Consider the following 24,841-nt stretch of genomic DNA (forward strand, 5'->3'; position numbering starts at 1 on the left):
GTCCCACCGCCCCGTCACCTGCTTTTCCCCGCCCCACCACCCGACGGGCGCGCGGGGCGCGGCCCGCGCCCCCGTCACCGGGGCAGCACCAGCAGCCCCGCCCCGAAGTACTGCCGTTCCCCGCAGCCCAGGAGCCCCGGGGGGCACCCCGGCGCCGCCGCCCCGGCCAGCAGCGCGGCCAACCCGTCCGCCCCCAGCTCCGGGTGCAGGGCCGCCGCCACCGCCACCGCCCCGGTCACGTGCGCGGCCGCCATCGAGGTCCCCGCCAGCGCCGCGTACCGCCCGTCCGGCCAGTCGGAGACGACCGCCCCCTGCGGCCCGCCGTCCGGGTCGCCGCCGGGCGCGGCCAGCGAGACCCGTCCGCGCCCGTAGTTGGAGTAGGCCGCCGGGTGCCCGTCCCGGTTCACCGCCGTGACGGTGACCACCCCGGGCAGCTCACCGGGCAGCCGTACGCACTCCGTGCCCAGGTGACGCAGGGGCGCCGGCCCCGAGACCCGGTCGTTGGGGCTCCGCTCGTCGGTCCGCGAGGCGCCGAGGTCCTGCCCGTCGTTGCCCGCCGAGGCGACCACCACCGCCCCCGCCCGACGGGCGTACCCGGCGGCCCGCCCGACGGCCGCGATCAGCGCGGCCTGGTCCGCGTCCCCGGGGCAGTTGTACTTCCACGGGTCGGCGAAGTAGCTGTTGTTGACCGCCTTCGCCCCGTGGTCGGCGGCCCAGAGCATGCCGCAGACGATGTTCTCCGCGTAGTACTGCCCGAGCGGCCCGAGCAGCCGGACGGCGGCGATCCGCACCCCGGGCGCCACCCCGGTGACGCCGTGGCCGTCCCGGGTGGCGCCGACGATCCCGGCGACGTGCGTGCCGTGGCCGCTCTCGACCACCCCGGGGTCGGGCCGCCAGGCGCCGGTGCGGGCGTCGGGCCGGCCGTCCGCGCAGGAGGCGGAGGCCTTCGGGTCGACGGCGGCCCGCAGGTCCGGGTGGGTGTCGTCGACCCCGGAGTCCAGCACCGCGACCAGCACCCCGCGCAGCGCGTCGGCGCTCGGTGCGGCACCGCCGGAGACCGCCGAGGCGTCCGCCGCCCCGCGGGCGGCACCGCCGAGCATGGCGAGGTTCCAGGCGCCCGCCTCCCCCGGGTCGGGCACCGTGACGGTCTCCCCGTCCATCCGGTCGCCGCCCGCCCGGCCACCGGCCCCGGCCCCCGCCGTGAAGTCCCCCGCCCCCGTCACCGCCCGCGGCGGCGCGACCACCGGCGCGGTCCTGGTCGCCCCGACGGCGGCGATCCCGGGCCGGGCCCGCACCCGGTCGGCGAACGGGCCGGTCGCGTACACCAGCACGGCCCCGATCTGCGGGTACTCCTGGACCACCTGCCCGCCCGCCGCCCGGCTCTCCGCCCCGGCCCGGGCGGCGCCGGCGGCGTCCTCGCCCTCGGCCAGCACCAGGTAGCTGAGGTACGCCCGCCCCGCCCCGGACACAGACGGGACGGCGCCGCCCACCACGAGCGCCATCAGCAGCATCGCAAGCAGCGCCCGGGCGGGCCCGCGGACCCGACGGCGTCGGGCGGGCCCGCCCGACGGGTGCGCCTGCGCCATCGCACGGTCTCCGCTCGTCGGTCCGGTGGGTCACGGGTGGATCACTCATCCGATTCCTCACCATATGAGCGGATTGTGGTTTCTGCTCCCCGGCTTGCACCCCTCCTCCGAACCTCCCGCCCACCCCCGCTTGTCGGTCCCACCCGGCACCATGGGGGCATGGCGCCCCAGCACCCGACCCCGCCCGCCGACGACCCCCTGGCCGGCTTCGCCCCGGCCACCCGGGCCTGGTTCACCGGTGCCTTCTCCGCCCCCACCGCCGCGCAGGCCGAGGCCTGGCAGGCCATCCAGCGGGGGACGGACGTCCTGGTGGTCGCCCCCACCGGCTCCGGCAAGACGCTGGCCGCCTTCCTCTCCGCCCTCGACCGGCTCAGCAGCACCCCTCCCCCCGCCGAGCCGAGGCACCGCTGCCGGGTCCTGTACGTCTCACCGCTCAAGGCCCTCGCGGTGGACGTCGAACGGAACCTGCGCGCCCCCCTGGCCGGCCTGCGCCAGGCCGCCGTCCGACTCGGCCTGCCCGAGCCCGAGGTCCAGGTCGCCATCCGCTCCGGCGACACCCCGGCCGCCGACCGCCGCCGCTTCGCGACCCACCCGCCGGACATCCTGATCACCACCCCCGAGTCGCTGTTCCTGCTGCTCACCTCCGCCTCCCGGGAGGCCCTGCGCGGCGTGGACACGGTGATCCTGGACGAGGTGCACGCGGTCGCCGGCACCAAGCGCGGCGCGCACCTCGCGCTCAGCCTGGAACGGCTGGACGAACTGCTGGACCGTCCGGCCCGCCGGATCGGCCTGTCCGCGACGGTCCGCCCGGTCGAGGAGGTGGCCCGCTTCCTGAGCCCGCGGCGCGGCGCCGCCGTGGTCCAGCCCGCCGCCGCCAAGGAGTTCGACCTCTCGGTGGTCGTCCCCGTCCCCGACCTGGACGACCTGCCCGCCGCCCCGGCCACCGGCGGCGCCGCCGGCACCGACCCGCAGCGGCAGGCGTCGATCTGGCCGCACGTCGAGGAGCGGATCGTCGACCTGGTCGAGGCGCACCGCTCGACCATCGTCTTCGCCAACTCCCGCCGGCTGGCCGAGCGGCTGTGCAACCGGCTGAACGAGATCGCCTACGAGCGCGCCACCGGCACCGCCGTCCCCGAGGCGCACGCCCCGGCCGAGCTGATGGGCGGCTCGGGCGCGGCCAAGGGCGCGCCCCCGGTCATCGCCCGGGCCCACCACGGCTCCGTCTCCAAGGAGCAACGGTCGCTCGTCGAGGAGGAGTTGAAGGCCGGCCGGCTGCCCGCCGTGGTCGCCACCTCCAGCCTGGAGCTGGGCATCGACATGGGCGCCGTCGAACTGGTCGTCCAGGTCGAGTCCCCGCCCTCGGTCGCCTCCGGCCTGCAGCGGGTCGGCCGGGCCGGCCACCAGGTCGGCGCCGTCTCCACCGGCGTCTTCTTCCCCAAGTACCGGGGAGACCTCGTCCAGTCCGCCGTGGTCACCGAGCGGATGCGGGCCGGCCGGATCGAGGCGCTGCGCATTCCGCGCAACCCGCTGGACGTGCTCGCCCAGCAGCTGGTCGCGATGACGGCCCTGGACACCTGGCCGGTGGACGACCTGCTCGCCGTGGTCCGCCGCGCCGCGCCCTTCGCGACCCTCCCGCAGTCCGCCTTCGACGCCGTGCTCGACATGCTGGCCGGCCGCTACCCCTCGGACGCCTTCGCCGAGCTGCGCCCCCGCCTGGTGTGGGACCGGGTGGCCGGCACCGTGACCGGCCGCCCCGGCGCCCAGCGGCTGGCCGTCACCTCCGGCGGCACCATCCCCGACCGCGGCCTGTTCGGCGTCTTCATCGCGGGCTCGGACCCCGAGAAGAAGGGTGGTGGTGGGCGACGGGTGGGCGAGCTCGACGAGGAGATGGTCTACGAGTCCCGCGTCGGCGACGTGTTCACCCTCGGCACCACCTCCTGGCGGATCGAGGAGATCACCCACGACAAGGTGCTGGTCACCCCCGCCCCCGGCGTCCCCGGCCGGCTCCCGTTCTGGAAGGGCGACACGCTCGGCCGCCCGCTCGAACTCGGCCGCGCCCTCGGCGCCTTCACCCGCGAACTGGGCGCCCTGCCACCCGAGGCCGCCACCGAGCGCCTCAAGCGGGCCGGCCTGGACGACTGGGCGGCGGCCAACCTGCTGGACTACCTGGCCGAGCAGCGCGCCGCCTGCGGCCACCTCCCCGACGACCGCACCATCGTGGTCGAACGCTTCCGGGACGAGCTCGGCGACTGGCGGATCGTCGTCCACTCCCCCTTCGGCGCCCAGGTCCACGCCCCCTGGGCGCTCGCCCTCGGCGCCCGCCTGCGCGAGCAGCACGGCCTGGACCCGCAGGTCATGCACGCCGACGACGGCATCGTGCTGCGCCTGCCCGACGCCGACCTGCTGAGCCTCGACTTCGACTTCGGCAGCCCCTCGGCGCAGTCGGACCAGGACGAGGCCCCGGTCGGCGCCGACGCCACCCTGTTCGACCCAAGCGAGATCGAGCAGCTGGTCACCGACCAGGTCGGCGGCTCCGCCCTGTTCGCCTCCCGCTTCCGGGAGTGCGCCGGCCGCGCCCTGCTGCTCCCCCGCCGCAGCCCCGGCCGCCGCACCCCGCTCTGGCAGCAGCGCCAGCGCGCCGCCCAACTGCTCGAAGTCGCCTCCGAGTACGGCTCGTTCCCGATCGTCCTGGAGGCCGTCCGGGAGTGCCTGCAGGACGTCTTCGACGTCCCCGGCCTGGTCGAGCTGATGGGCGATCTGGAGTCCCGCGCCGTCCGCCTGGTCGAGGTCACCACCCCCGAGCCCTCGCCCTTCGCCCGCTCGCTGCTGTTCGGCTACGTCGCCCAGTTCCTCTACGAGGGCGACTCCCCGCTCGCCGAGCGCCGCGCCGCCGCCCTCTCGCTCGACTCCCGGCTGCTGTCCGAACTCCTCGGCCAGGCCGAGCTGAGCGAGCTGCTCGACCCGCGGGTGCTCGCCGAACTGGAGGCCGAGCTCCAACGCCTCACCCCCGAGCGCCGGCTCAAGGACGCCGAGGGCGTCGCCGACGCCCTGCGCCTGCTCGGCCCGCTCTCCGAGGCCGAGTTGACCGTCCGCGGCGCCGAGCCGCTCTGGGCCCTGGAGCTGGAGGCCGCCCGCCGGGTGATCCAGGTCCGGATCGCCGGCGAGCGCCGCTGGGCCGCGATCGAGGACGCCGGACGGCTGCGCGACGCGCTGGGCACCCCGCTGCCGGTCGGCGTCCCGGAGGCCTTCACCGAGCCGGTCAAGGACCCGCTGGGCGATCTGATCGCCCGCCACGCCCGCACCCACGGCCCGTTCACCGCCGCCGAGGCCGCCGCCCGCTACGGCCTCGGCACCGCCGTGGTCACCGGCACCCTGCACCGCCTGACCGCCGCCGGCCGCCTGGTCCAGGGCCACTTCAGGCCCGCCGGGAGCCAGACCGACCCCGAGTGGCACACCGCCCCCGAGTGGTGCGACGCCGAGGTGCTGCGCCGGCTGCGCCGCCGCTCGCTCGCCGCCCTGCGCCACGAGGTCGAGCCGGTCCCGCCGCGCGCCCTGGCCGCCTTCCTGCCGCAGTGGCAGCACCTGGCCGGCCACCGGCTGCGCGGCCCGGACGGCCTGCTGCGGGTGGTCGAGCAGCTCCAGGGCACCGCCCTGCCCGCCTCCGCGCTGGAGAAGCTGATCCTCCCGGCCCGGCTCACCGACTACTCCCCCGGCCTGCTGGACGAGCTGATGGCGGCCGGCGAGATCGGCTGGTGCGGGGCCGGCGCCCTGCCCGGCAAGGACGGCTGGCTCAGCCTGCACCTCGCCGAGAACGCCCACCTGCTGCGCCCCGAGCCCGTCCCGCCCGCGCTCACCCCGGTGCACAGCGCGCTGCTGTCCGCGCTGGCCGGCGGCTACGGCCTGTTCTTCCGCCAACTCGTCCAGCAGCTCCCGGAGGAGACCGCCGAGCCGGAGGTCGTCGAGGCGCTCTGGGACCTGGTCTGGGCCGGTTTCGTCACCAACGACACCCTCGCCCCGCTGCGCGCCCTGCTCGGCTCCGGCCGGACGGCGGGCGCCACCGCCCACCGCGCGCCCCGGTCCACCCCGCGCGGCCGCTACGGCGGGGCCGGCCGCGCCTTCGGCCGGGTCGGCGGCGCCCTGCGCAGCGGCCCGCCGACGGTGGCCGGCCGCTGGTCGCTGCTGCCCGCCTTCGCCGCCGACCCGACGGTCCGGGCCACCGCCCAGGCACAGAACCTGCTGGACCGCCACGGCCTGCTCACCCGGGGCGCGGTGGCGGCCGAACGGGTGCCCGGCGGCTTCGCCGGGGTCTACCGGGTGCTCGCCGCGATGGAGGAGCGCGGCCGGGCCCGCCGGGGCTACTTCGTCGAGGGCCTGGGCGGCGCCCAGTTCGCCATGGAGGGCGCGGCCGACCGGCTGCGCTCGGTGAACCGCCGGTTGGAGCGGGCCCGGGCGGCCGAGTGGCCGGCCGCCCCGGCGGGCGAGCCGCCGCAGACGCTGGTGCTGGCCGCCGCCGATCCGGCCAACGCCTACGGCGCGGCGCTGCCCTGGCCCGACCCGCCGGCGGCCCCCGACGGCAAGGAGCCCACCGCCCACCGCCCGGGCCGCAAGGCGGGCGCCCTGGTGGTCCTGGTGGACGGCGAGCCGGCGCTGTACGTCGAGCGCGGCGGCAAGTCCCTGCTGGCCTGGCCGGAGGACGAGGCCACCCGGGCACTGGCGGCCGGGGCGCTCGCGGCCGCCGTCCGGGAGGGCGCGCTCGGCAGCGTCACGGTCGAACGGGCCAACGGCGAGCCCGCCCTGGGCTCGGCCCTCGGCCGCGCGCTGGAGGAGGCGGGCTTCCACGCCACCCCGCGCGGCCTGCGCCTGCGCCCCTGAACCACGGCGGCACCCGTAGGACGCCGGAGGCCGCGGGGTCGTCGACCCCGCGGCCTCCGGCCACGTCCATCACCCGATCGGCGGTGGCTGTACCTCCACCGGTCCCGCCGGCTCCGCGCGCGGGCGCCGGGCCGGTCCGGTCGCGTTCCAGTCGGCGTGGACCGGAATGAGACCGAGTCCCCAGCCGCCGGCCACGAGCAGCCCCAGCGCCGCACCGTCGGTCAGCTGTCCCCGGACCACCAGGAGCCACCAGGCGAGCCCGGCCGCCGAGGCCGCCAGCACCCACCGCACCGGACGCCGTACCCGGAGGAACAGCCGCGCCCGGGCCCGTATTCGGGCCATCGGGCGCGTCTGCGCGTCTGTTCGCACGACCGCCCTCCCTTCGCTCGCCCCGGGCAGGGGCGCCCGGGAGTCGAGGCCGGGATCAGGCGGCGACCACGTCCATCGCGGCGGCCTTGGGCGACATGTTCGCCCGGTCGGTGCCGGGGGCGGGCAGCGGAACCGGTTCGAGTACCGGCCTCAGCAGATCACCTTCGGAGAGGGTGGCCATCGCCGCAAGTTCAGCGAGCGACAGTTCGTCGCTGACCTCGCGCATGACCTCGGACATCCGGACGTCGAGTGCGTCGCAGATGGCGGAGAGCAGCTCCGAGGAGGCCTCCTTCTGTCCCCGCTCGACCTCGGAGAGGTATCCGAGCGAAACCCTGGCTGCCGCCGACACCTCGCGGAGTGTGCGGCCCTGGCGCTGGCGCTGCCGACGCAGTACATCGCCCAGTAGGCGACGAAGCAGGATCATCGGTGCCTCCCTCCTCGGACTGCGGATCGAGATGTCACGACCCCACCGTACCGCCTTGCCCGCTTCGCGTGCGGGGACCCTGGTCGTGTTCACTCTGGGCTGCAAGGCCGTCCCCCTCCTTGTTCCGGTGTCGCACCCGGGTTCGCGGGCCCCTCGTGGTACCCGTAGCGACCCACCCGGCCACCGTCACGCAACTCGTTCGCCACCTGGTTTCTGCCCAACCAGGGTGTTGGATGTAACACGATCCTCCCGCTGTCCCATACCCGCGCGCCCGCCCGGCGATCCCGGTCGGTGGAGGCCCTCCCCACGGGCCCCGGTCGCGCGAAACCGGCCGGCCGTACGAACCGGCCTACCGTGCGAACCGACCGACCAGCAGCTCCAGCGCGGCGGTCACCGCTTCGTGACGGATTGTGGCACGACCGCCCGACAGCAGGGGAGAACTGACCAGAGTTCCCCCCGGGCCGGCGACGGCCAGGTGTACGGTGCCCACCGGCTGCCCGTCCTGGGGGTCCGGCCCGGCCACCCCGGTCGTCGCGAGCCCGTACGTGGCCCCCAGCAGTGCGCGCACGCCCTCGGCCATCTGTCGGGCCACCACCGGGTGGACCGGCCCGTACACGTCCAGCAGGCCCTCGTCCACCCCGAGCACCGAGGCCTTCAGCTCGGTCGCGTACGCGGTGACCGAGCCCCGGAAGGTCGCGGACGCCCCGGGGACGTCCACCAGCGCGGCGGCCAGCAGCCCCCCGGTCAGCGACTCGGCGACGGCGAGCGTGCCGCCCTCGGCCCGCAGCGCGGCGTGCGCCCGCTCGGCCAGTGCGAAGTCCCGCGCCACCGCGTCCGGCGCCACCGCGTCCCGCACCGGCACGCCCCGCGCCGCCGCGCCGTGCTCCGCCACGTCCCGCTCCGACACCCGGTTCCCCCGTCGCTCAGCGGCCGGCCCGCGCCGCGGTCCGTCCCTCGCGGCGCAGGCGCAGCGCCTGCCCGATGTAGTCCAGCGCGGTGCCGACGGTCAGCAGTACCGCCAGCCCCATCAGGACCGCCCGCCCGGTGGCCAGCCAGCCGGTCAGGTCCAGTACGTACATGCCGACCGCGGTGCCCTGGGTCAGCGTCTTGAGCTTGCCGCCGCGGCTGGCCGGGATGACCCCGTAGCGGATCACCCAGAACCGCATCAGGGTGATGCCGAGCTCGCGGGCCAGGATCACCGCGGTGACCCACCAGGGCAGGTCGCCGAGCAGCGAGAGGCCGATCAGCGCCGAGCCCATGATCGCCTTGTCGGCGATCGGGTCGGCGATCTTCCCGAAGTCGGTGACCAGGCCCTTGCGCCGGGCCAGTTCACCGTCGAACAGGTCGGTGATCATCGCGATCGCGAACGAGGCCCAGGCGACCGAGCGCCACTTGGGGTCGTGCCCGCCGCCGGCGAACAGCAGCGCCACGAAGACCGGCACCAGCAGCACCCGGACCATCGTGAGCACGTTGGCGATGTTCCAGATCCCCGGGGTCGACGGCGCCGCGGCCACCGGTCTGCCCGGGTGGGCCGCGGCCGGGGCGCCGGGCCCCTTGGTCATTCCCCGGCTCCCGAGGCCTCGGCCCCCGACGTCCGGGGCAGTCGCACCTGCTCCAACGCCTCGGCGATCAGGTCGACGCCCTCGCTGGCGACCACCTTGGCCCGCCAGAACTGGCCGACCGCGGGGGCCTCGACGCCCTCCAGGGTGGTCAGGCCGTCGGTCTCCGGCGCCTGGTGGGCGGAGCGGCCCTCGACCACGCCGTCCTCGATCGACTCGATCAGCACCTCGACCTCGGTGCCGATCCGCTGCTCGGCCCGCTGGGCGGTCATCTCCTCGGCCAGCCGGCTCAGCCGGTCCACCCGGTCGGCGATCACGTCGTCGGCGAGCTTGCCGTCGTAGGTCGCGGCCTCGGTGCCGTCCTCGTCCGAGTAGCCGAAGACGCCGATCGCGTCCAGCCCGGCGTGGGTGACGAAGCGCTCCAGCTCGGCGAAGTCCTCCTCGGTCTCGCCGGGGAAGCCGACGATGAAGTTGGACCGGGCGCCGGCCTGCGGGGCCTTGCCGCGGATGGTGCCCAGCAGCTCCAGGAACTGGTCGGTGGAGCCGAAGCGGCGCATCCGGCGCAGCACGGCGGGCGCCGAGTGCTGGAAGGACAGGTCGAAGTAGGGCACCACGTCGGCGGTACCGGTCATCGAGTCGACCAGGCCCGGGCGCATCTCGGCCGGCTGGAGGTAGGAGACCCGGACCCGCTCGACGCCCTCGATCGCGGAGATCTCGCCGAGCAACGTCTCCAGCAGCCGGATGTCGCCGAGGTCCTTGCCGTACGAGGTGTTGTTCTCGCTCACCAGGACGATCTCGCGCACGCCCTGCCCGGCCAGCCACTGGGCCTCGTTGAGCACGTCGGAGGGGCGGCGGGAGATGAAGGAGCCGCGGAAGGCCGGGATGGCGCAGAAGGAGCAGCGCCGGTCGCAGCCGGAGGCGAGCTTGACGGAGGCCACCGGGCTGTCGTCCAGCCGCTTGCGCAGGGTGCGCGGGCCGGAGGCCGGGGCGAGGCCGTCGGGCAGGTCGGCGATGGGCTCGGCGGCGGCCTCGGTGCCGTGGCCGGGCAGGGCGACGGTCTCGGCGGCGCTCTGCCGCTCGGCGGGGCTGATCGGCAGCAGCTTGCGGCGGTCGCGCGGGAGGTGCGGGGCGTGGTGGCCGCCGGAGAGGATGGTCTGGAGGCGGTCGGAGATGTCCGCGTAGTCGTCGAAGCCGAGGACGCCGTCCGCCTCGGGGAGGGCGTCGGCGAGCTCCTTGCCGTACCGCTCGGCCATGCAGCCGACCGCGACGACGGCCTGGGTGCGGCCGTGCCCCTTGAGGTCGTTGGCCTCCAGCAGGGCGTCCACCGAGTCCTTCTTGGCGGCCTCGACGAAGCCGCAGGTGTTGACCACGGCGACGTCCGCTTCGGAGGCGTCGTCGACCAGCGACCAGCCGTCGGCCTCCAGTCGCCCGGCGAGTTCCTCGGAGTCCACCTCGTTGCGGGCGCATCCGAGCGTGACAAGGGCGACAGTACGGCGTTCAGGCATAGGCCCAAGATTAACGCGCGGGCTCCGGTGCCGTTCGCCCCGGAGGCCGCGCGCCTCGGATCAGCTGATCATCAGCGGGCCGGACGGCCCCTGTGGTCAGCCCGCCTGCGGGTCTCCGGGGGTGTACGTGACGTGCACCACCTGGCCGTCCTTGCCCAGGAGGCCGAGGTCCTTCCCGTTGACGTACGCGTGCACGGCCCCGCCGTTGCCGAGCACCAGCTTGATCTGCTTGGGGTCGGTGAAGGTCTGGTCCTGGCCGTTGCCGATGTTGTTCTGGAACAGCGACTTGCCGTTGCCGTCCATCGCCGAGACCCAGCTGGTGCCCTCGGCGACCAGCTTCACGGTGACCTTGTCGGCCGGGACGGCGGCGATCGCGGCGGCGCTCGGCACGGGCGCCGGCGGCTGGACGGCGGGGGTGGCGGCGGGGGCCACCGAGCCGGTGCCGGAGCCGCTGGGCAGCGGCGCGCTGGCCGAGCCGGTGGTGCCGTGCCCGCCCTTGCCGCTGACCAGGTTGAAGCCGATCAGCGCGACCACGGCGACGATCGCGGCGACCATGGCGGCCGCCCAGTTCGGCCGGCCGCGCCGGGGCACCTTGATCGGGCCGCTGTCGATCAGCTGGGTCGCCGGGCGCCTGGCGGCGGGCGGGCCGCCGTGCGCGGCGTCGTACCGGGCGACCAGCGCCTCGCCGTCCAGGCCGACCGCGCGGGCGATCAGCCGGATGTTCCCTCGGGCGTAGAAGTCGCCGCCGCAGCGGGCGAAGTCGTCCTCCTCGATGGCATGGACGATCGGCACCCGCACCCGGGTGGCGGTACTCACCTGGTCCACCGTGAGCCCCGCGTCGATCCGGGCGGTGGACAGCACCCGGCCGATGCTCGGGGCATCGGCCGCCTGCACCACGTCGTCGGTCGGCTCGACGGACGGCATGGCGTTCTCGCGGTCGGAGGACTTGCCGATGGTCACGGGGCACGCCTTTCGAGCGGATGGCCACCTGCTGGGGAACAGTCTAGGGGCGCGGGCGGATCGTTTCTCAAGCGGAACGGGCCGAATGCGCGCGCCCGGTCCGACCGGGGTCCGGCACGGCGCTGACGAACCGTCAGCGGAGCCGTGCGGGGGGAGCCCGGCGGTCGCTTTCCGCCGTGTGACGCGGCGTACGGACGTTCGGTTCCCCACACGGCGCCTACCCTCCTCCGAACGAGTGACACCTCGGTCAGGACACGGGCCGCCGGCCCCGGGGGCCGACCGTCAACCCCGAAGGGTGATCAGCACCCCGTCCAGCTCCTCCGGCTTCACCAGCACGTCGCGGGCCTTGGAGCCCTCGCTCGGGCCGACGATCCCGCGCGACTCCATCAGGTCCATCAGCCGGCCCGCCTTGGCGAAGCCGACCCGGAGCTTGCGCTGGAGCATCGAGGTGGAGCCGAACTGGGTGGAGACCACCAGCTCGGCCGCCTGGACCAGCAGGTCCAGGTCGTCGCCGATCTCCTCGTCGATCTCCTTCTTCGGCCCGGCCCCGACCATCACGTCGTCCCGGTAGACGGCGCTCAGCTGGTCCTTGCAGTGCTCCACCACCCTGGCGATCTCCGCCTCGGTGACGAACGCGCCCTGCATCCGGATCGGCTTGCTCGCGCCCATCGGCAGGAAGAGCGCGTCGCCCTTGCCGATCAGCTTCTCCGCGCCGGGCTGGTCCAGGATGACCCGGGAGTCGGCCATCGCGGAGGTCGCGAAGGCCAGCCGGGACGGCACGTTGGCCTTGATCAGGCCGGTGACCACGTCCACCGAGGGCCGCTGGGTGGCGAGCACCAGGTGGATGCCGGCCGCGCGGGCCAGCTGGGTGATCCGGACCACCGAGTCCTCGACGTCGCGCGGGGCGACCATCATCAGGTCGGCCAGCTCGTCGACGATCACCAGCAGGTACGGGTACGGCCTCAGCTCGCGCTCGCTGCCCAGCGGCGGGGTGACCTTGCCGGCCTTCACGGCGGCGTTGAAGTCGTCCACGTGCCGGAAGCCGAACGCCGCGAGGTCGTCGTAGCGCATGTCCATCTCGCGCACCACCCACTGGAGGGCCTCGGCGGCCTTCTTGGGGTTGGTGATGATCGGCGTGATCAGGTGCGGGATGCCCTCGTACGCGGTCAGCTCGACCCGCTTGGGGTCGACCAGCACCATCCGCACCTCGTCGGGCGTGGCCCGGGCGAGGATCGAGGTGATCAGGCAGTTGATGCAGGAGGACTTTCCGGCGCCGGTCGCGCCGGCCACCAGGATGTGCGGCATCTTGGCGAGGTTGGCCATCACGGTGTGGCCCTCGACGTCCTTGCCCATGCCGACGACCATCGGGTGCGTGTCCTCGGCGGCCGTGCGCGAGCGCAGCAGGTCGCCGAGGTTGACCATCTCGCGGTCCCGGTTGGGGATCTCGATGCCGACCGCGGACTTGCCCGGGATCGGGCTGATGATCCGCACGTCCGGGCTGGCCACCGCGTACGCGATGTTCTTGGCGAGCGCGGTGATCCGCTCCACCTTGACGGCCGGGCCGAGCTCGACCTCGTAGCGGGTGACCGTCGGGCCCCGGGTGAAGCCGGTGACCTTGGCGTCCACCTTGAACTCGGCGAAGGTGCCGGTGAGCTGGGCGACCACCTCGTCGTTGAGGGCGCTGCGGGCCTTGGCCGGGCCGCCGCGCTCCAGCAGGTCGAGCGAGGGCAGCGCGTAGGTGACGCCCTCGCCGAGCTGGAGCTGCTCCATCCGCACCGGCGCCGCGCCGTGCTCCTCGGGCGCGCCCGGCCCGCCGCTGCGGGCGGCCGGGACGGCGGCCTCCTCCGGCGGGGCGGTGCGGTCCTGCACCTGGTGCATCATGTCCGCCACCGCGGAGGAGGCGGGCACGCCGTAGACCAGCGCGCCGTCCAGGTCGGCGGCCGCGCCGGCGGCGAGGTCGCGGGTGGCGTACGGGTCCAGCGGCTCCTTGTCGAGGGAGATCCGCTCGGCGTCCTCCGGCTCGTCGGTCTGCTTGCGCCGACGGCGGCGCCGGCGGGCGGCCACCTCGTCCGAGGGGTCGTCACTGCCGGTGTCCACGGTGAACGGCAGCGCGTCGGGGTCGGCGTCCTCCGGCGGGTCGGTGGACAGCTCGCGCTCCGGCGTGCGCCCCCAGAGCTGCTCGTCCTCGGGCCCGGGCTCGACCACGCCGAGCCGTATGCCGACCCCGCGCACCCGGTCGCCGATCCGGTTGATCGGGGTGGCGGTGACCACCAGCAGGCCGAAGAAGGCCAGCAGCAGGAGCAGCGGCACGGCGAGCGCCGGTCCGGCGGCGGCCATCATCGGGGTGGAGACGGCCCAGCCGATGATCCCGCCGGCCGCCCGTATCCGGGAGGCGCCGCTGCCCATCATGGGCGCGCCGCAGCCGATGTGGACCAGGCCGAGGACGCCGACCAGCAGCGCGCTCAGCCCGATCATGATCCGGCCGTTGGCCTCCGGCAGCTCCGGGTGGCGCCAGAGCCGGATCGCCATCGCGGCCAGCAGGAACGGCACCAGCACGTCGAGCCGGCCGAACAGCCCGGAGACCACGGCGGTGGCGCCCTCGCCCAGCCAGCCCTGCGGGCTGAACCAGGTGCCGGCCGCGGTCACCAGTGCGAGCCCGAACAGCAGCAGGCCCACGCCGTCCTTGCGGTGGGCCGGGTGCAGGTTCTTGGCCCCGTCGCCGAAGCCCCGGAAGATCGCGGCGATCGGGCTGCCCAGGGCGTTGAGCGTGCCCATCAGCACCGACCTGGACGGCTTCGGCGGGGGCGGGGCCTGCTTGGCCGCGGCCTTCTTCGCGGGGGCCGCCTTCTTCGCCGCCGCCTTCTTCGCGGGCGGCTTGCCCGGGGCCTTCGCCGCGGCCTTCTTGGACGCTCCCGGACTCGTCTTACGTGCTGCGTTCCCGGGCGTGCGAGTGGCCATGGGTCAGCAGCCTACCGGGGCGGGCGACCAGTGCACATGTGCCCGAGCCCGGGCGCCCGGACGTGTCGCAGACACACCGTCACCCTGACCGGGATTCACCCGGTCGCAGCACACCGGACCACTCGGACGGGTGAACGCCGACCGCGGGTCAGGAACTGCCCGGACGCATCGCGTCCAGGGCCCGGCGCAGCCCCGCGAGCTTGCGCTCCAGGTGCGCGGCGGTGGCGGCCACCCCGGCGTCCTCGCCCCCGTCCAGCTGCTTGCCGAGCGCCTCCGCCTGCTCCTCGACCGCCGCCAGCCGCGCGGACAGCTCGCCCAGCAGCGCCCCGCCGAGGGCCTGCTCGCCGCCGCCCTCCTCCAGCTGCAGGCGCAGCAGCGCCGCCTGCTCCTTCAGCTGGCAGTTCTTCGCGTACAGGTCGACGAAGACGGAGACCTTGGCGCGCAGCACCCACGGGTCGAAGGGCTTGGAGATGTAGTCCACCGCGCCGGCCGCGTAGCCGCGGAAGGTGTGGTGCGGACCGTGGTTGATCGCGGTCAGGAAGATGATCGGGATGTCCCGGGTGCGCTCCCGGCGCTTGATGTGGGCGGCCGTCTCGAAGCCGTCCATCCCCGGCATCTGCACGTCCAGCAGGATCACCGCGAAGTCGTCGGTGAGCAGCGCCTTGAGCGCCTCCTCACCGGAGGCCGCGCGCACCAGCGTCTGGTCCAGCGCCGAGAGGATCGCCTCCAGCGCCAGCAGGTTCTCCGGTCGGTCGTCGACCAGGAGGATCTTGGCCTTCTGCATCAGGGCTCGCCCTCCTGTCGCCTGCCTGCCGCCCGGTGCAGGCACCCGCGTACTGCCCACCGCTACCCCGGTCATGCTAGCCGCACCCCCTCGCCCGGCACATCGCCCCGTCGTGACCCGATCCGGGGCGGCGCGCAGTCAGTGCTCCGGCGCACGCTCACCAGCGTGTTGCCGTCCGGTCACTGTTCGCAACGATCGGTGACCCTACCGGGTTCCCGGGCCCGACCGCCAGCAAACCGGCCGACCGACCGGCGTGAACCCCGGGGCCCGGGCCGGGGTTCACGCCTCCCCCCGGGTCACGCCCGGTCGCCGCTCAACCACTCGTGCATGACCGACAGCAGGTGGTCGGTCTCCACCGGCTTGGTGATGTGGTCGGTGGCGCCCGCCTGCAGCGACTTCTCCCGGTCGCCCTTCATCGCCTTGGCGGTCAGCGCGATGATCGGCAGGCCGGCGAACTGGGGCATCCGGCGGATCGCCTCGGTGGTCGCGTAGCCGTCCATCTCCGGCATCATGATGTCCATCAGGACCAGCGCCACGCTCTCGTGCTGCTCCAGCATCTCGATGCCCTCGCGGCCGTTCTCCGCGTACAGGACGGTCAGGCCGTGCTGCTCCAGCACGCTGGTGAGGGCGAACACGTTGCGGACGTCGTCGTCCACGATCAGCACCTGCTGGCCGTCGAAGCGGCGGCCGCCGCCGGCCGGGCGGGGCGGTACGGGCTCCACCGTCCGCGGGCCGGCGGTGCTCTCCAGGGCGGCGCTGCGCCGGCGCTCCACCGCGCCGCGGCGGCGCTCCTCGGCCAGTTCGCGGACCTCCTGGGCCCAGTGGTCGGCCGGGTTCTCGCCGACCGGCACCGGCAGGCCCACCGGGGTCACCCCGACCGAGGCCCGCGGCGCCAGGCTGCCCGGAGCGCCCTGGCGCGGGTCGCCGACGGGCTCCGGGGCCTCGGTGCGCAGCGGCAGGTAGAGCGTGAAGGTCGAGCCCTTGCCCAGCTCGCTCTCGGCGTGGATCTCGCCGCCGAGCAGCCGGGCGATCTCCCGGCTGATGGACAGGCCGAGGCCGGTGCCGCCGTACTTGCGGCTGGTGGTGCCGTCGGCCTGCTTGAACGCCTCGAAGATCTCCCGCAGCTTGTTGTCGGGGATGCCGATGCCGGTGTCGGAGACCGAGAAGGCGATCAGCTCGTCGTCCGGGCCCTGGATCGAGCCGGACTCCAGCAGCCGCTCGCGCACGTGCTGCGGGACCTCCCGGCCGGCCTGGCGGATCGAGAAGTCGACGGCTCCGGCGTCGGTGAACTTCACCGCGTTGGAGATCAGGTTGCGCAGCACCTGCTGGAGCCGCTGCTCGTCGGTGTGCAGGGTGACCGGCAGGGCGGGCGAGACCCGGACGGCGAAGTCCAGGTTCTTGTCCAGCGCGACCGGCTGGAAGGTGGCCTCGACGTAGTCGACCAGCTGGACCAGGGCGATCCGGGCCGGGCGGACGTCCATCTTCCCGGCCTCGACCTTGGACAGGTCGAGGATGTCGTTGATCAGCTGGAGCAGGTCGGAGCCCGCGCCGTGGATGGTGTCGGCGAACTCGACCTGCTTGGGCGAGAGGTTGCCCTCGTTGTTGTCGGAGAGCAGCTTGGCCAGGATCAGCAGCGAGTTGAGCGGGGTGCGCAGCTCGTGCGACATGTTGGCGAGGAACTCGCTCTTGTACCGGGAGGCCAGGGCGAGCTGCTCGGCGCGCTCCTCCAGGACCTGCCGGGCCTCCTCGATCTCGCCGTTCTTGATCTCGATGTCGCGGTTCTGCTGGGCGAGTTGCTCGGCCTTCTCCTGCAACTCCTCGTTGGTGCGCTCCAGTTCCTCCTGGCGGGCCTCCAACTCGGCGGACCGCATCGAGAGTTCGGCGGTCAGCCGCTGGGACTCCAGCAGCAGGCCCTCGGTCTTGGTGTTGACGCTGATGGTGTTGACGGTGACGCCGATCAGGTCGGCGATCTGGTTCAGGAAGTCCAGTGCGACGGTGGTGAAGGAGCTGAAGGTGGCCAGCTCGATCACGCCCAGCAGCCGGCCCTCGAACAGCACCGGCAGCACCACGATGTGGGCCGGGGAGGCCTCGCCGAGGCCGGAGGCGATCTTCAGGTACCCGGGCGGCGCCTCCTTGAGGATGATCGCCCGCTTCTCCACCGCGGCCTGGCCGATCAGCGACTCGCCGGGCCGGAAGGTGGTCGGCATCGCCCGCCGCTGGTAGCCGTAGCTGCCGATCAGGCGCAGCACGGTGTCGTTCTCGTCGTCGTCCTCGGTGATCAGCTCGGCGGTGCGGCCGGCCGGCTGGGCGAGGAAGAAGGCGCCGTGCTGGGCCGAGACCACCGGGGTCAGCTCGGTCATGATCAGCGAGGCGACGGCCTCCAGGTCCCGGCGGCCCTGGAGCAGGCCGGAGATCCGGGCCAGGTTGGTCTTGAGCCAGTCCTGCTCCTGGTTGGTGCGGGTGGTCTCGCGCAGGTTGGCGATCATCTGGTTGATGTTGTCCTTGAGCTCGTCGAGCTCGCCCGCGGCGTCCACGTCGATCCGCAGGCTCAGGTCGCCCCTGGTGACCGCGGTGGCGACCTGGGCGATCGCGCGCACCTGCCGGGTCAGGTTGTTGGCCAGTTCGTTCACCGACTCGGTGAGGTCCTGCCAGGTGCCGTCCACGCCGGGTACCCGGGCCTGGCCGCCGAGCCGTCCGTCGGTGCCCACCTCGCGGGCGACCCGGGTGACCTCGTCGGCGAACGCGGAGAGCTGGTCGACCATGGTGTTGATGCTGGTCTTGAGCTGGAGGATCTCGCCGCGCGCGTCGACGTCGATCTTCTGCGAGAGGTCGCCGCGGGCCACCGCGGTGATCACCAGCGCGATGTTCCGCACCTGGCCGGTGAGGTTGTTGGCCATCAGGTTGACGTTGTCGGTCAGGTCCTTCCAGATGCCGGCCACGCCCGGCACGCTCGCCTGGCCGCCCAGGGTGCCGTCGGTGCCGACCTCGCGGGCCACCCGGGTGACCTCCACCGCGAAGGAGGACAGCTGGTCGACCATGGTGTTGAGGGTCGCGGCGAGCGCCGCCACCTCGCCCTGCGCGTCGATCGCGATCTTCTTGGAGAGGTCGCCGCGGGCCACCGCACCGGCGACCTCGGCGATGTTGCGCACCTGTCCGGTCAGGTTCGACGCCATGAAGTTGACGTTGTCGGTCAGGTCCTTCCAGATGCCCGACACCCCGCGCACCCGGGCCTGGCCGCCCAGGATGCCCTCGGTGCCCACCTCGCGGGCCACCCGGGTCACCTCGTCGGCGAACGCCGACAGCTGGTCGACCATGGTGTTGACGGTCGTCACCAGCTCCAGGATCTCGCCCCGGGCGTCGACGGTGATCTTCTTGGAGACGTCGCCGCGCGCCACCGCCGTGGTCACCTCGGCGATGTTCCGGACCTGGCTGGTCAGGTTGTTGGCCATCAGGTTGACGGAGTTGGTCAGGTCCTTCCAGATGCCGGCCACGCCGGGCACGCTGGCCTGGCCGCCGAGGATGCCCTCGGTGCCGACGTCCCGGGCGACCCGGGTGACCTCGTCCGCGAAGGCGCCCAGCTGGTCCACCATCGTGTTGATGGTGTTCTTCAGCTCCAGGATCTCCCCGCGCGCGTCCACCTGGATCTTCTGCGACAGGTCGCCCTTGGCGACCGCGGTCGTCACCTGGGCGATGTTGCGCACCTGATCGGTGAGGTTGTTCGCCATGAAGTTGACGTTGTCGGTCAGGTCCCGCCAGACCCCGGCCGCCCCGGGCACCTGGGCCTGCCCGCCGAGCCGCCCCTCGGTGCCCACCTGGCGGGCCACCCTGGTCACCTGCTCGGCGAAGCCGGAGAGCTGGTCGACCATCGTGTTGATGGTGTTCTTCAGCTCCAGCATCTCGCCGCGCGCGTCCACCTCGATCTTCTGCGAGAGGTCCCCGCGCGCCACCGCCGTGGTCACCTGGGCGATGTTGCGGACCTGGCCGGTCAGGTTGTCGGCCATGAAGTTCACCGAGTCGGTCAGGTCCCGCCAGACCCCGGCCACGCCCGGCACCTGGGCCTGACCGCCGAGCCGGCCCTCCGTCCCCACGTCCCTGGCCACCCCGGTGACCTGCGCGGCGAACCCGTTCAGCTGGTCCACCATCGTGTTGACGGTGTTCTTCAGCTCCAGCATCTCGCCGGCCACCTCGACGGTGACCTTGCGGGACAGGTCGCCCTTGGCGACCGCCGTGGTCACCTGGGCGATGTTGCGGACCTGGGCGGTCAGCCGGCCCGCCATGGTGTTGACCGAGTCCGCCAGGTCCTTCCAGCTCCCGGACACGCTGCGGACCTTGGCCTGGCCGCCGAGCTTGCCCTCGGTACCGACCTCGCGGGCCACCCGGGTCACCTCGTCGGTGAACTCGGAGAGCTGGTCCACCAGCCCGTTGACGGTCCGCCCGATCTTCAGGTACTCGCCGCGCAGCGGGTGGCTCACCCCGTTGCTGTGCAGCGAGCGCAGCTCCATCTTCTGGTCCAGGTCGCCCTCGGCGATCGAGGTGAGCACCCGGCCCACATCGGCCATCGGGCGGGCCAGGTCGTCGATCAGCGCGTTGCAGTTGTCGACCGCCGCCATCCAGGCGCCCTCGCCCGCGCCGGTCTCCAGCCGCTCGTTCAGCCGGCCCTCGCGGCCCACCGCCCGGCGGACCCGCGCCAGCTCACCGGTCAGGTGCTGGTTGCGCTCGGCGACCTCGTTGAAGACCGCGGCGATCTCGGCCAGCGGCCCGTCCCCGGGGACGGTCAGCCGGCGGCGGAAGTTGCCGTCCCGCATCGCGGTCAGCGCCGACAGCAACTTGCGCAGCTCGGCGGGCTCCGCGCCACGGTTGTGACTCACCCGCCGACCGGCCGCGTTCCGCGGCGCGGCCCCGGGGCGCCCACCGCGCGGGGCGGGCGGCGTCGTTCCGGTTGCGTCCTTGGTGGCCGAACTCAACGGGCCCCTCCCACATCGTGAACTGTCCGGTGACCGACCCGTGCCGGTGCGGCACGCACCCGGGCACCGGCCCGGTCGGGCTGCGTACCGGCGGCCCGCGGCGCGCCGGCACCCCGACGACCGTACTGCTCCCACCGGCCGTCGCGGACCCCCCAGTCTGGCAGCACCGGCACCGGGTGAAGGGCCGGTTGCGCTCGGTTCGTACCGCACCGTCCGAAACAGGTGGGCAGAATCACCCTCTGGTGCCAGTTTCGACTCCCCGCCCCCACGGGGAACCAAGCGGAAAGTAGGGTGGAGCGCTGCACCGGGCCACGGCCCGACCCAGCGCCGCCGCTCACCCCGACGGCGCGCACGGGGAGTCGGCGCCGCGCCCCCGGACAGCCAGGGCAAGAGCAGCAGAGGAGAAGTGGCAACGTGGTCACCGCGCGCGCAGCCGCCACCTTCGACCCCGACGGCCGGTCCGCGGCCGCCGCACGGGGCTTCGTCCGGGACGCGCTGCTCGGCTGGGGGCTGCCCGAGGTCGTCGACGACGCGGTCGTGCTGGTCAGCGAGCTCGTCACCAACGCCGTCGTGCACGCCGGCACCGCCGCCGAGGTCTGCTGCCTGCGCGAGGAGGAGAGCGTCCGGATCGAGGTCACCGACCACCACCCCGAGCGCGGCCTGCCCTCGCTCGGCGACGGTCCGGTCGTCGACTCCGACCGCTACGCCGACCCGGACGGCGAGGGCGGCCGCGGCCTGCTGATGTGCTCCGCCCTCGCCGAACGGTGGGGCGTCGAGTACGCGGCCGGCCGCAAGACCGTCTGGTTCCGCCTCGCCCTGCCCGTACACGTGTCCGGCACCCGCTACGCCGTTCCCGCGACCCCCGGCAGCGACCTGCCCAGCGGCCCGGGCCCGGTGCACGTCGCCGTCGTCCAGCTCGACGAGGACGGCCGGGTGCTGGCCTGGAACCCGGACGCCGAGGCGCTCTTCCAGCACCCCGCCGCCGCCGTCCTCGGCCGTCCCTGGGCCGACCTCGCGGTCTGGCCGCAGGCCCCCGCCCGCGGCCTCGGCCTGACCGACACCCTGCGGATGGCCCGCTGGGAGGGCGGCTACGGCGTCCGCCGCCAGGACGGCCGCGAGGTCGAGGTGTACGGCGTCCAGGTCCGGCTGCGCGACACCGAGGGCGTCCCCTCCACCCTCTGCCTGCTCGTCCTCGAACCCGACCGCGCGGTGCTGCGCTCCCCCGCCCGCGCCCTGCCCGGCGAGCGCCCCGACCCGGCCGGCCCCCGGCTCGACCTGCTGGCCGGCCCGGTCGCCACCGACGACCTCGACACCCTGCTGCAGCGCACCGTCGAACGCGCCCGCGACCTGCTCGACGGCGACGCCGCGTACCTGCTGCTCACCACCGACGACGAGGCCGAGTTCGAGGTCCGCGCCGCCACCGGCCTCACCTCCGGGCACCGCCGGCACGCCCGCTTCCCGGTCGGCACCGGCAACCGCTACGACTCCGCCCGGCTGCCCTCCGTCCACGAGGACCTCGCCACCCGGCCCACCGGCCTGCCGTTGCTCTCCGACAGCGGCATGCGCTCCCTGATCACCGTCCCGCTCAAGGTCGAGGGCCGGCTGATCGGCTCGCTCGGCATCGCCGCCGCCGTGCCCGGCCGCTACGACAACGAGGACGCGCTGCGCCTCCAGTTCGCCGCCGACCGGGTCGCCCTCGCCGTCGAGAGCACCCGGCTGACCGAGCTCGAACAGCTGCGCCGCGGCTCGCTCTCCTTCCTGGTCGAGGCCTCCGACCTGCTGGCCGGCACCCTCGAACACGAGCAGACCCTCGCGCTGATGGCCCAGATGGCCGTCCCCACCCTCGCCTCCTGGTGCGCCGTCTACACCACCGCCGACCACGCCTCCCCGGCCCGGCTCGCCTTCGTCCTGCACGAGGACGAGGACCGCATCGACCCGCTGCGCGCCCTGCTCGACAAGACCCCCGTCCCGGAGGCCGGCCCCTCGCACGGCGTCCGGTTCTGGACGGCCCCCGCCGAGACCGCCGAAGCCGGCGGCCTCACCGACGGCCCGGACCTGGCCGGCCTGCTCGGCGAGACCGTCGTCCTCGCACTGACCGCCCGCAACCGCGTCATCGGCCTGCTGGTGCTCGGCGTCCCGGCCGGCGTCCGGTTCCGCCAGGAGATCCTCGAACTCGCCGAGGACCTCTCCCGCCGGGCCGCCCTCGCCCTGGACAACTCCCGCCTCTACTCCGAGCGCACCGCCACCAGCCAGGCCCTCCAGCGCAGCCTGCTCCCGCCGGACCTGCCGGAGATCCCCGGCGTCGAGGTGGACGTCTACTACCAGGCGGCCGGCGAGGGCAACGAGGTCGGCGGCGACTTCTACGACCTGTTCACCATCCGCGAGGGCACCTACGGCTTCGCCATCGGCGACGTCTGCGGCACCGGCCCCGAGGCCGCCTCGGTCACCGGCCTGGCCCGGCACTCACTGCGGCTCCTCGCCCGCGAGGGCCTGGACGCCCCGCAGGTGCTGCGCCGGCTCAACGCGGCCATCCTGGACGAGGGTTCGCGCAGCCGCTTCCTCACCCTGCTCTACGGCGAGCTGACGCCCCTTCCGGACGGCAGCACCGAGCTCTCCCTGGTCTGCGCCGGCCATCCGCTGCCGCTGCGACTGCGCACCGACGGCCAGGTCGACCGCGCCGCCACCCCGCAGCCGCTGCTCGGCGTCATGGACGACCTCGACCTCACCGCCGAGCGCCTGGTGCTCGCGCCCGGCGAGGTCCTGCTCTGCGTCACCGACGGGGTCACCGAACGCCGCGAGGGCCGGCGGATGCTGGGCGACGACGGCCTCGCCGAGGTGCTCACCGGCTGTACCGGGCTGACGGCCGGAGCGGTCGCGGCTCGGGTGCAGCGCGCGGTCGAGCGCTTCGCCCCGGAGCCGCCGTCCGACGACATGGCGATCCTGACCCTGCGGGTGCCCACCCGGCGTCAGGTGTGAGCGGTCATCCGCTGACGCAGTCACAAATTGTTATATTCACAATGGTACAAGCGCCTTCGGCCGGGTAGACCGATCCCACCGGGGAATCCCCCGGCCGGGACGTGACCGGCGGCTCTCCGCCGGCCCACCACGTCCGCCGGCCCATCACCTTCGACCGCAGCCGCGCACGCTCACAGCCGTGCGCCCTCGGCGCGGTCGCGCGCGGCCCTCATCCCCACTCCTTCTCTCCACCTCTCTGCACTCCTCTCTGCACTCATCCGGACGACACCACAGCGTCACTGCGCCCTGCGCGCGCCCAGAGTGAAAGGAGCCTCCGGTGAGCAACGAAGCTACCGGGGCAACGAACGCCCGCTCCACCGGAGCCGACGCGGGTAACCTCGGCTACCTCGCGCTCGGTCTCACACTGCTCGCCTACGGCCTGCTCTCCACCGGCGTCCTGCACGGCGCCGGAGTCGGGAACGCGGCCGACCTCGCCCTCCTCCTCGGCGGCGTCACCCTCTTCATCGCGGGCCTCTGGCAGCTCCGCGGCGGCGAGGGCTTCACCGGAACCGCCTTCACCAGCCTCGGCGCCTTCTGGGCGGCCTGGTCCGCGGCCGGCGGAGCCGGCAAGAACGCCGCCGGCCTCTTCCTGCTGCTGTGGGCCCTGCTCGGCCTCACCCTGACCGCCGCGAGCTGGGGCGCCGGCCTGCTCGGCCGCGCCGTCTACGGCCTGCTGACGGTCTCCCTGGTGCTCTCCGCCGTCGCCAGCTTCGGCGGCTACGGCGGCCTGGCCAAGACCGGAGGCTGGATCGCGGCCGCCTCCGGGCTCGCCGCCTGGTACCGGGCCACCTCCGCACTGAGCAACGGCTCCTGGGGAAAGCTCGCCCTGCCGGTCAAGTGACCGTCGGTTCAGCCCACCTGCTCCAGCCGCTCCTCGGCGGCGCTGAGGGGCCGGACCTCCGTCCTGGCGGAGGCCCGGCCCCGGCGCCGTGCCGCCACCGCCAGCACGGCGTAGGCCAGGAGCAGGATCGCCACCGCCACGATGCCGTCCAGCCAGAAGTGGTTGGCCGTCACCACGACCACGGCCACCGTCAGCACCGGGTGCAGCACCATCACCCATCGCAGCGAACTGCTCGACACCCGGATCACCGCGACCGCCGCCAGCACGCACCAGGCGACGTGCACCGAGGGCATCGCCGACAGCTGGTCGGCCACCAGCACACCGCCGACCGCGCCGCCGTACACCGACTGCCCGTACTGGGCGGCCACGTCGACGAAGCCGCTCTCCGGGAGCATCCGCGGCGGCGCCACCGGGATGAACTGCACCAGCAGACAGACCGCGGTCGTGATCACCACCGTGTTGCGCACCCACGCGTAGCGCTCGCGGTGCCGCACGAACACCCAGAGCAGGACGCCGAGCATCACGGCGAAGTGCATGGCCGCGTAGTAGTAGTTCGCCAGCCTCACCAGCACCGGGTACGGCGTGACCGCCTTCTGCCACGAGGCCTCGTCCGGCAGTCCGATCACCTGCTCGGTGTGGTGGATCCAGCTCGCGCGGTCCAGCGCGTGGTCCGTACTCATCACCGAGAGGTGCCCGACCAGCTGCCAGAGGGCGAACAGCGCCAGCAGCGTGCCGGCCTCCCGCAACAGCGCGGACAGCGCCGGCTTCCGGCCCTTCGCCGCGGCGTACGCGCCCGCGTAGAGGCCGACGGAGACGGCCCCGGCGGACTGCCAGGTCAGGGTCAGGTTCTGCATTGGCAGAGGGTAACGCAAAAAGCCCCTTCCCGGATGGGAAGGGGCTTTTCGGAATAATTGTTCGGCGGCGTCCTACTCTCCCACAGGGTCCCCCCTGCAGTACCATCGGCGCTGTAAGGCTTAGCTTCCGGGTTCGGAATGTAACCGGGC

The 24,841-nt window shown here is 74.0% G+C and carries 14 protein-coding genes and 1 rRNA gene; 3 read left to right on the top strand and 12 right to left on the bottom strand.

Features of this window, described 5'->3' with window-relative positions:
• Window positions 1-74 precede the first annotated feature (74 nt).
• Entirely contained in the window at window positions 75-1,586 is a 1,512-nt protein-coding gene (locus ACWDD9_RS29300; RefSeq protein WP_449813212.1) for a S8 family serine peptidase, read from the bottom strand.
• A gap of 159 nt (window positions 1,587-1,745) precedes the next feature.
• Between ACWDD9_RS29300 and ACWDD9_RS29305 the strand changes: the two genes are divergently transcribed.
• Entirely contained in the window at window positions 1,746-6,458 is a 4,713-nt protein-coding gene (locus ACWDD9_RS29305) for an ATP-dependent helicase (protein ID WP_449813213.1), read from the top strand.
• A gap of 69 nt (window positions 6,459-6,527) precedes the next feature.
• Here the strand turns inward: ACWDD9_RS29305 and ACWDD9_RS29310 are convergent, their stop codons facing one another.
• From ACWDD9_RS29310 to ACWDD9_RS29350, 9 genes are all read right to left on the bottom strand, one after another.
• A complete protein-coding gene (locus ACWDD9_RS29310) occupies window positions 6,528-6,827 on the bottom strand; it encodes a hypothetical protein (RefSeq protein ID WP_234348721.1) in 300 nt (99 codons plus the stop codon).
• Window positions 6,828-6,882: 55 nt separating this feature from the next.
• Window positions 6,883-7,251 (bottom strand): helix-turn-helix domain-containing protein, encoded by a 369-nt coding sequence (locus tag ACWDD9_RS29315; protein ID WP_049660741.1) that lies wholly within the window; start codon window positions 7,249-7,251, stop codon window positions 6,883-6,885.
• Between the two features lie 349 nt (window positions 7,252-7,600).
• Window positions 7,601-8,080 carry a CinA family protein gene (locus tag ACWDD9_RS29320; protein ID WP_387973948.1) on the bottom strand — a complete coding sequence of 160 codons (480 nt, stop codon included), beginning with the start codon at window positions 8,078-8,080 and terminating at the stop codon, window positions 7,601-7,603.
• A gap of 94 nt (window positions 8,081-8,174) precedes the next feature.
• Window positions 8,175-8,813, bottom strand: coding sequence for a CDP-diacylglycerol--glycerol-3-phosphate 3-phosphatidyltransferase (pgsA, locus tag ACWDD9_RS29325; RefSeq protein WP_049660306.1), 639 nt, complete (start codon window positions 8,811-8,813; stop codon window positions 8,175-8,177).
• Complete coding sequence (gene rimO / locus ACWDD9_RS29330) at window positions 8,810-10,315, bottom strand: 30S ribosomal protein S12 methylthiotransferase RimO (protein ID WP_049660304.1); 1,506 nt, start codon at window positions 10,313-10,315, stop codon at window positions 8,810-8,812. The genes pgsA and rimO overlap by 4 nt, the downstream gene beginning before the upstream one ends.
• Before the next feature lie 96 nt (window positions 10,316-10,411).
• A complete protein-coding gene (locus tag ACWDD9_RS29335) occupies window positions 10,412-11,275 on the bottom strand; it encodes a helix-turn-helix domain-containing protein (RefSeq protein WP_375877275.1) in 864 nt (287 codons plus the stop codon).
• 282 nt (window positions 11,276-11,557) lie between these two features.
• A complete protein-coding gene (locus tag ACWDD9_RS29340; RefSeq protein ID WP_449813214.1) occupies window positions 11,558-14,233 on the bottom strand; it encodes a DNA translocase FtsK in 2,676 nt (891 codons plus the stop codon).
• 148 nt (window positions 14,234-14,381) lie between these two features.
• The gene (locus ACWDD9_RS29345) at window positions 14,382-15,020 is read right to left on the bottom strand and encodes a response regulator (protein ID WP_049659044.1); all 639 of its coding nucleotides are present in this window, start codon (window positions 15,018-15,020) and stop codon (window positions 14,382-14,384) included.
• Between the two features lie 293 nt (window positions 15,021-15,313).
• Window positions 15,314-19,822 carry a HAMP domain-containing protein gene (locus tag ACWDD9_RS29350; RefSeq protein ID WP_449813217.1) on the bottom strand — a complete coding sequence of 1,503 codons (4,509 nt, stop codon included), beginning with the start codon at window positions 19,820-19,822 and terminating at the stop codon, window positions 15,314-15,316.
• 573 nt (window positions 19,823-20,395) lie between these two features.
• On the opposite strand from ACWDD9_RS29350, the gene ACWDD9_RS29355 reads away from it, so the two are divergent.
• Both ACWDD9_RS29355 and ACWDD9_RS29360 read left to right on the top strand, forming a co-directional pair.
• Window positions 20,396-22,957 carry a SpoIIE family protein phosphatase gene (locus ACWDD9_RS29355; RefSeq protein ID WP_380743871.1) on the top strand — a complete coding sequence of 854 codons (2,562 nt, stop codon included), beginning with the start codon at window positions 20,396-20,398 and terminating at the stop codon, window positions 22,955-22,957.
• A 316-nt stretch (window positions 22,958-23,273) separates the two neighbouring features.
• Window positions 23,274-23,837, top strand: coding sequence for a GPR1/FUN34/YaaH family transporter (locus ACWDD9_RS29360; protein WP_049658771.1), 564 nt, complete (start codon window positions 23,274-23,276; stop codon window positions 23,835-23,837).
• 8 nt (window positions 23,838-23,845) lie between these two features.
• Here the strand turns inward: ACWDD9_RS29360 and ACWDD9_RS29365 are convergent, their stop codons facing one another.
• A complete protein-coding gene (locus ACWDD9_RS29365; RefSeq protein WP_388050083.1) occupies window positions 23,846-24,691 on the bottom strand; it encodes a phosphatase PAP2 family protein in 846 nt (281 codons plus the stop codon).
• A 59-nt stretch (window positions 24,692-24,750) separates the two neighbouring features.
• Window positions 24,751-24,841 (bottom strand): 5S ribosomal RNA (gene rrf, locus ACWDD9_RS29370); the annotation flags it as partial.

Source organism: Kitasatospora sp. NPDC001119 (assembly GCF_053598475.1).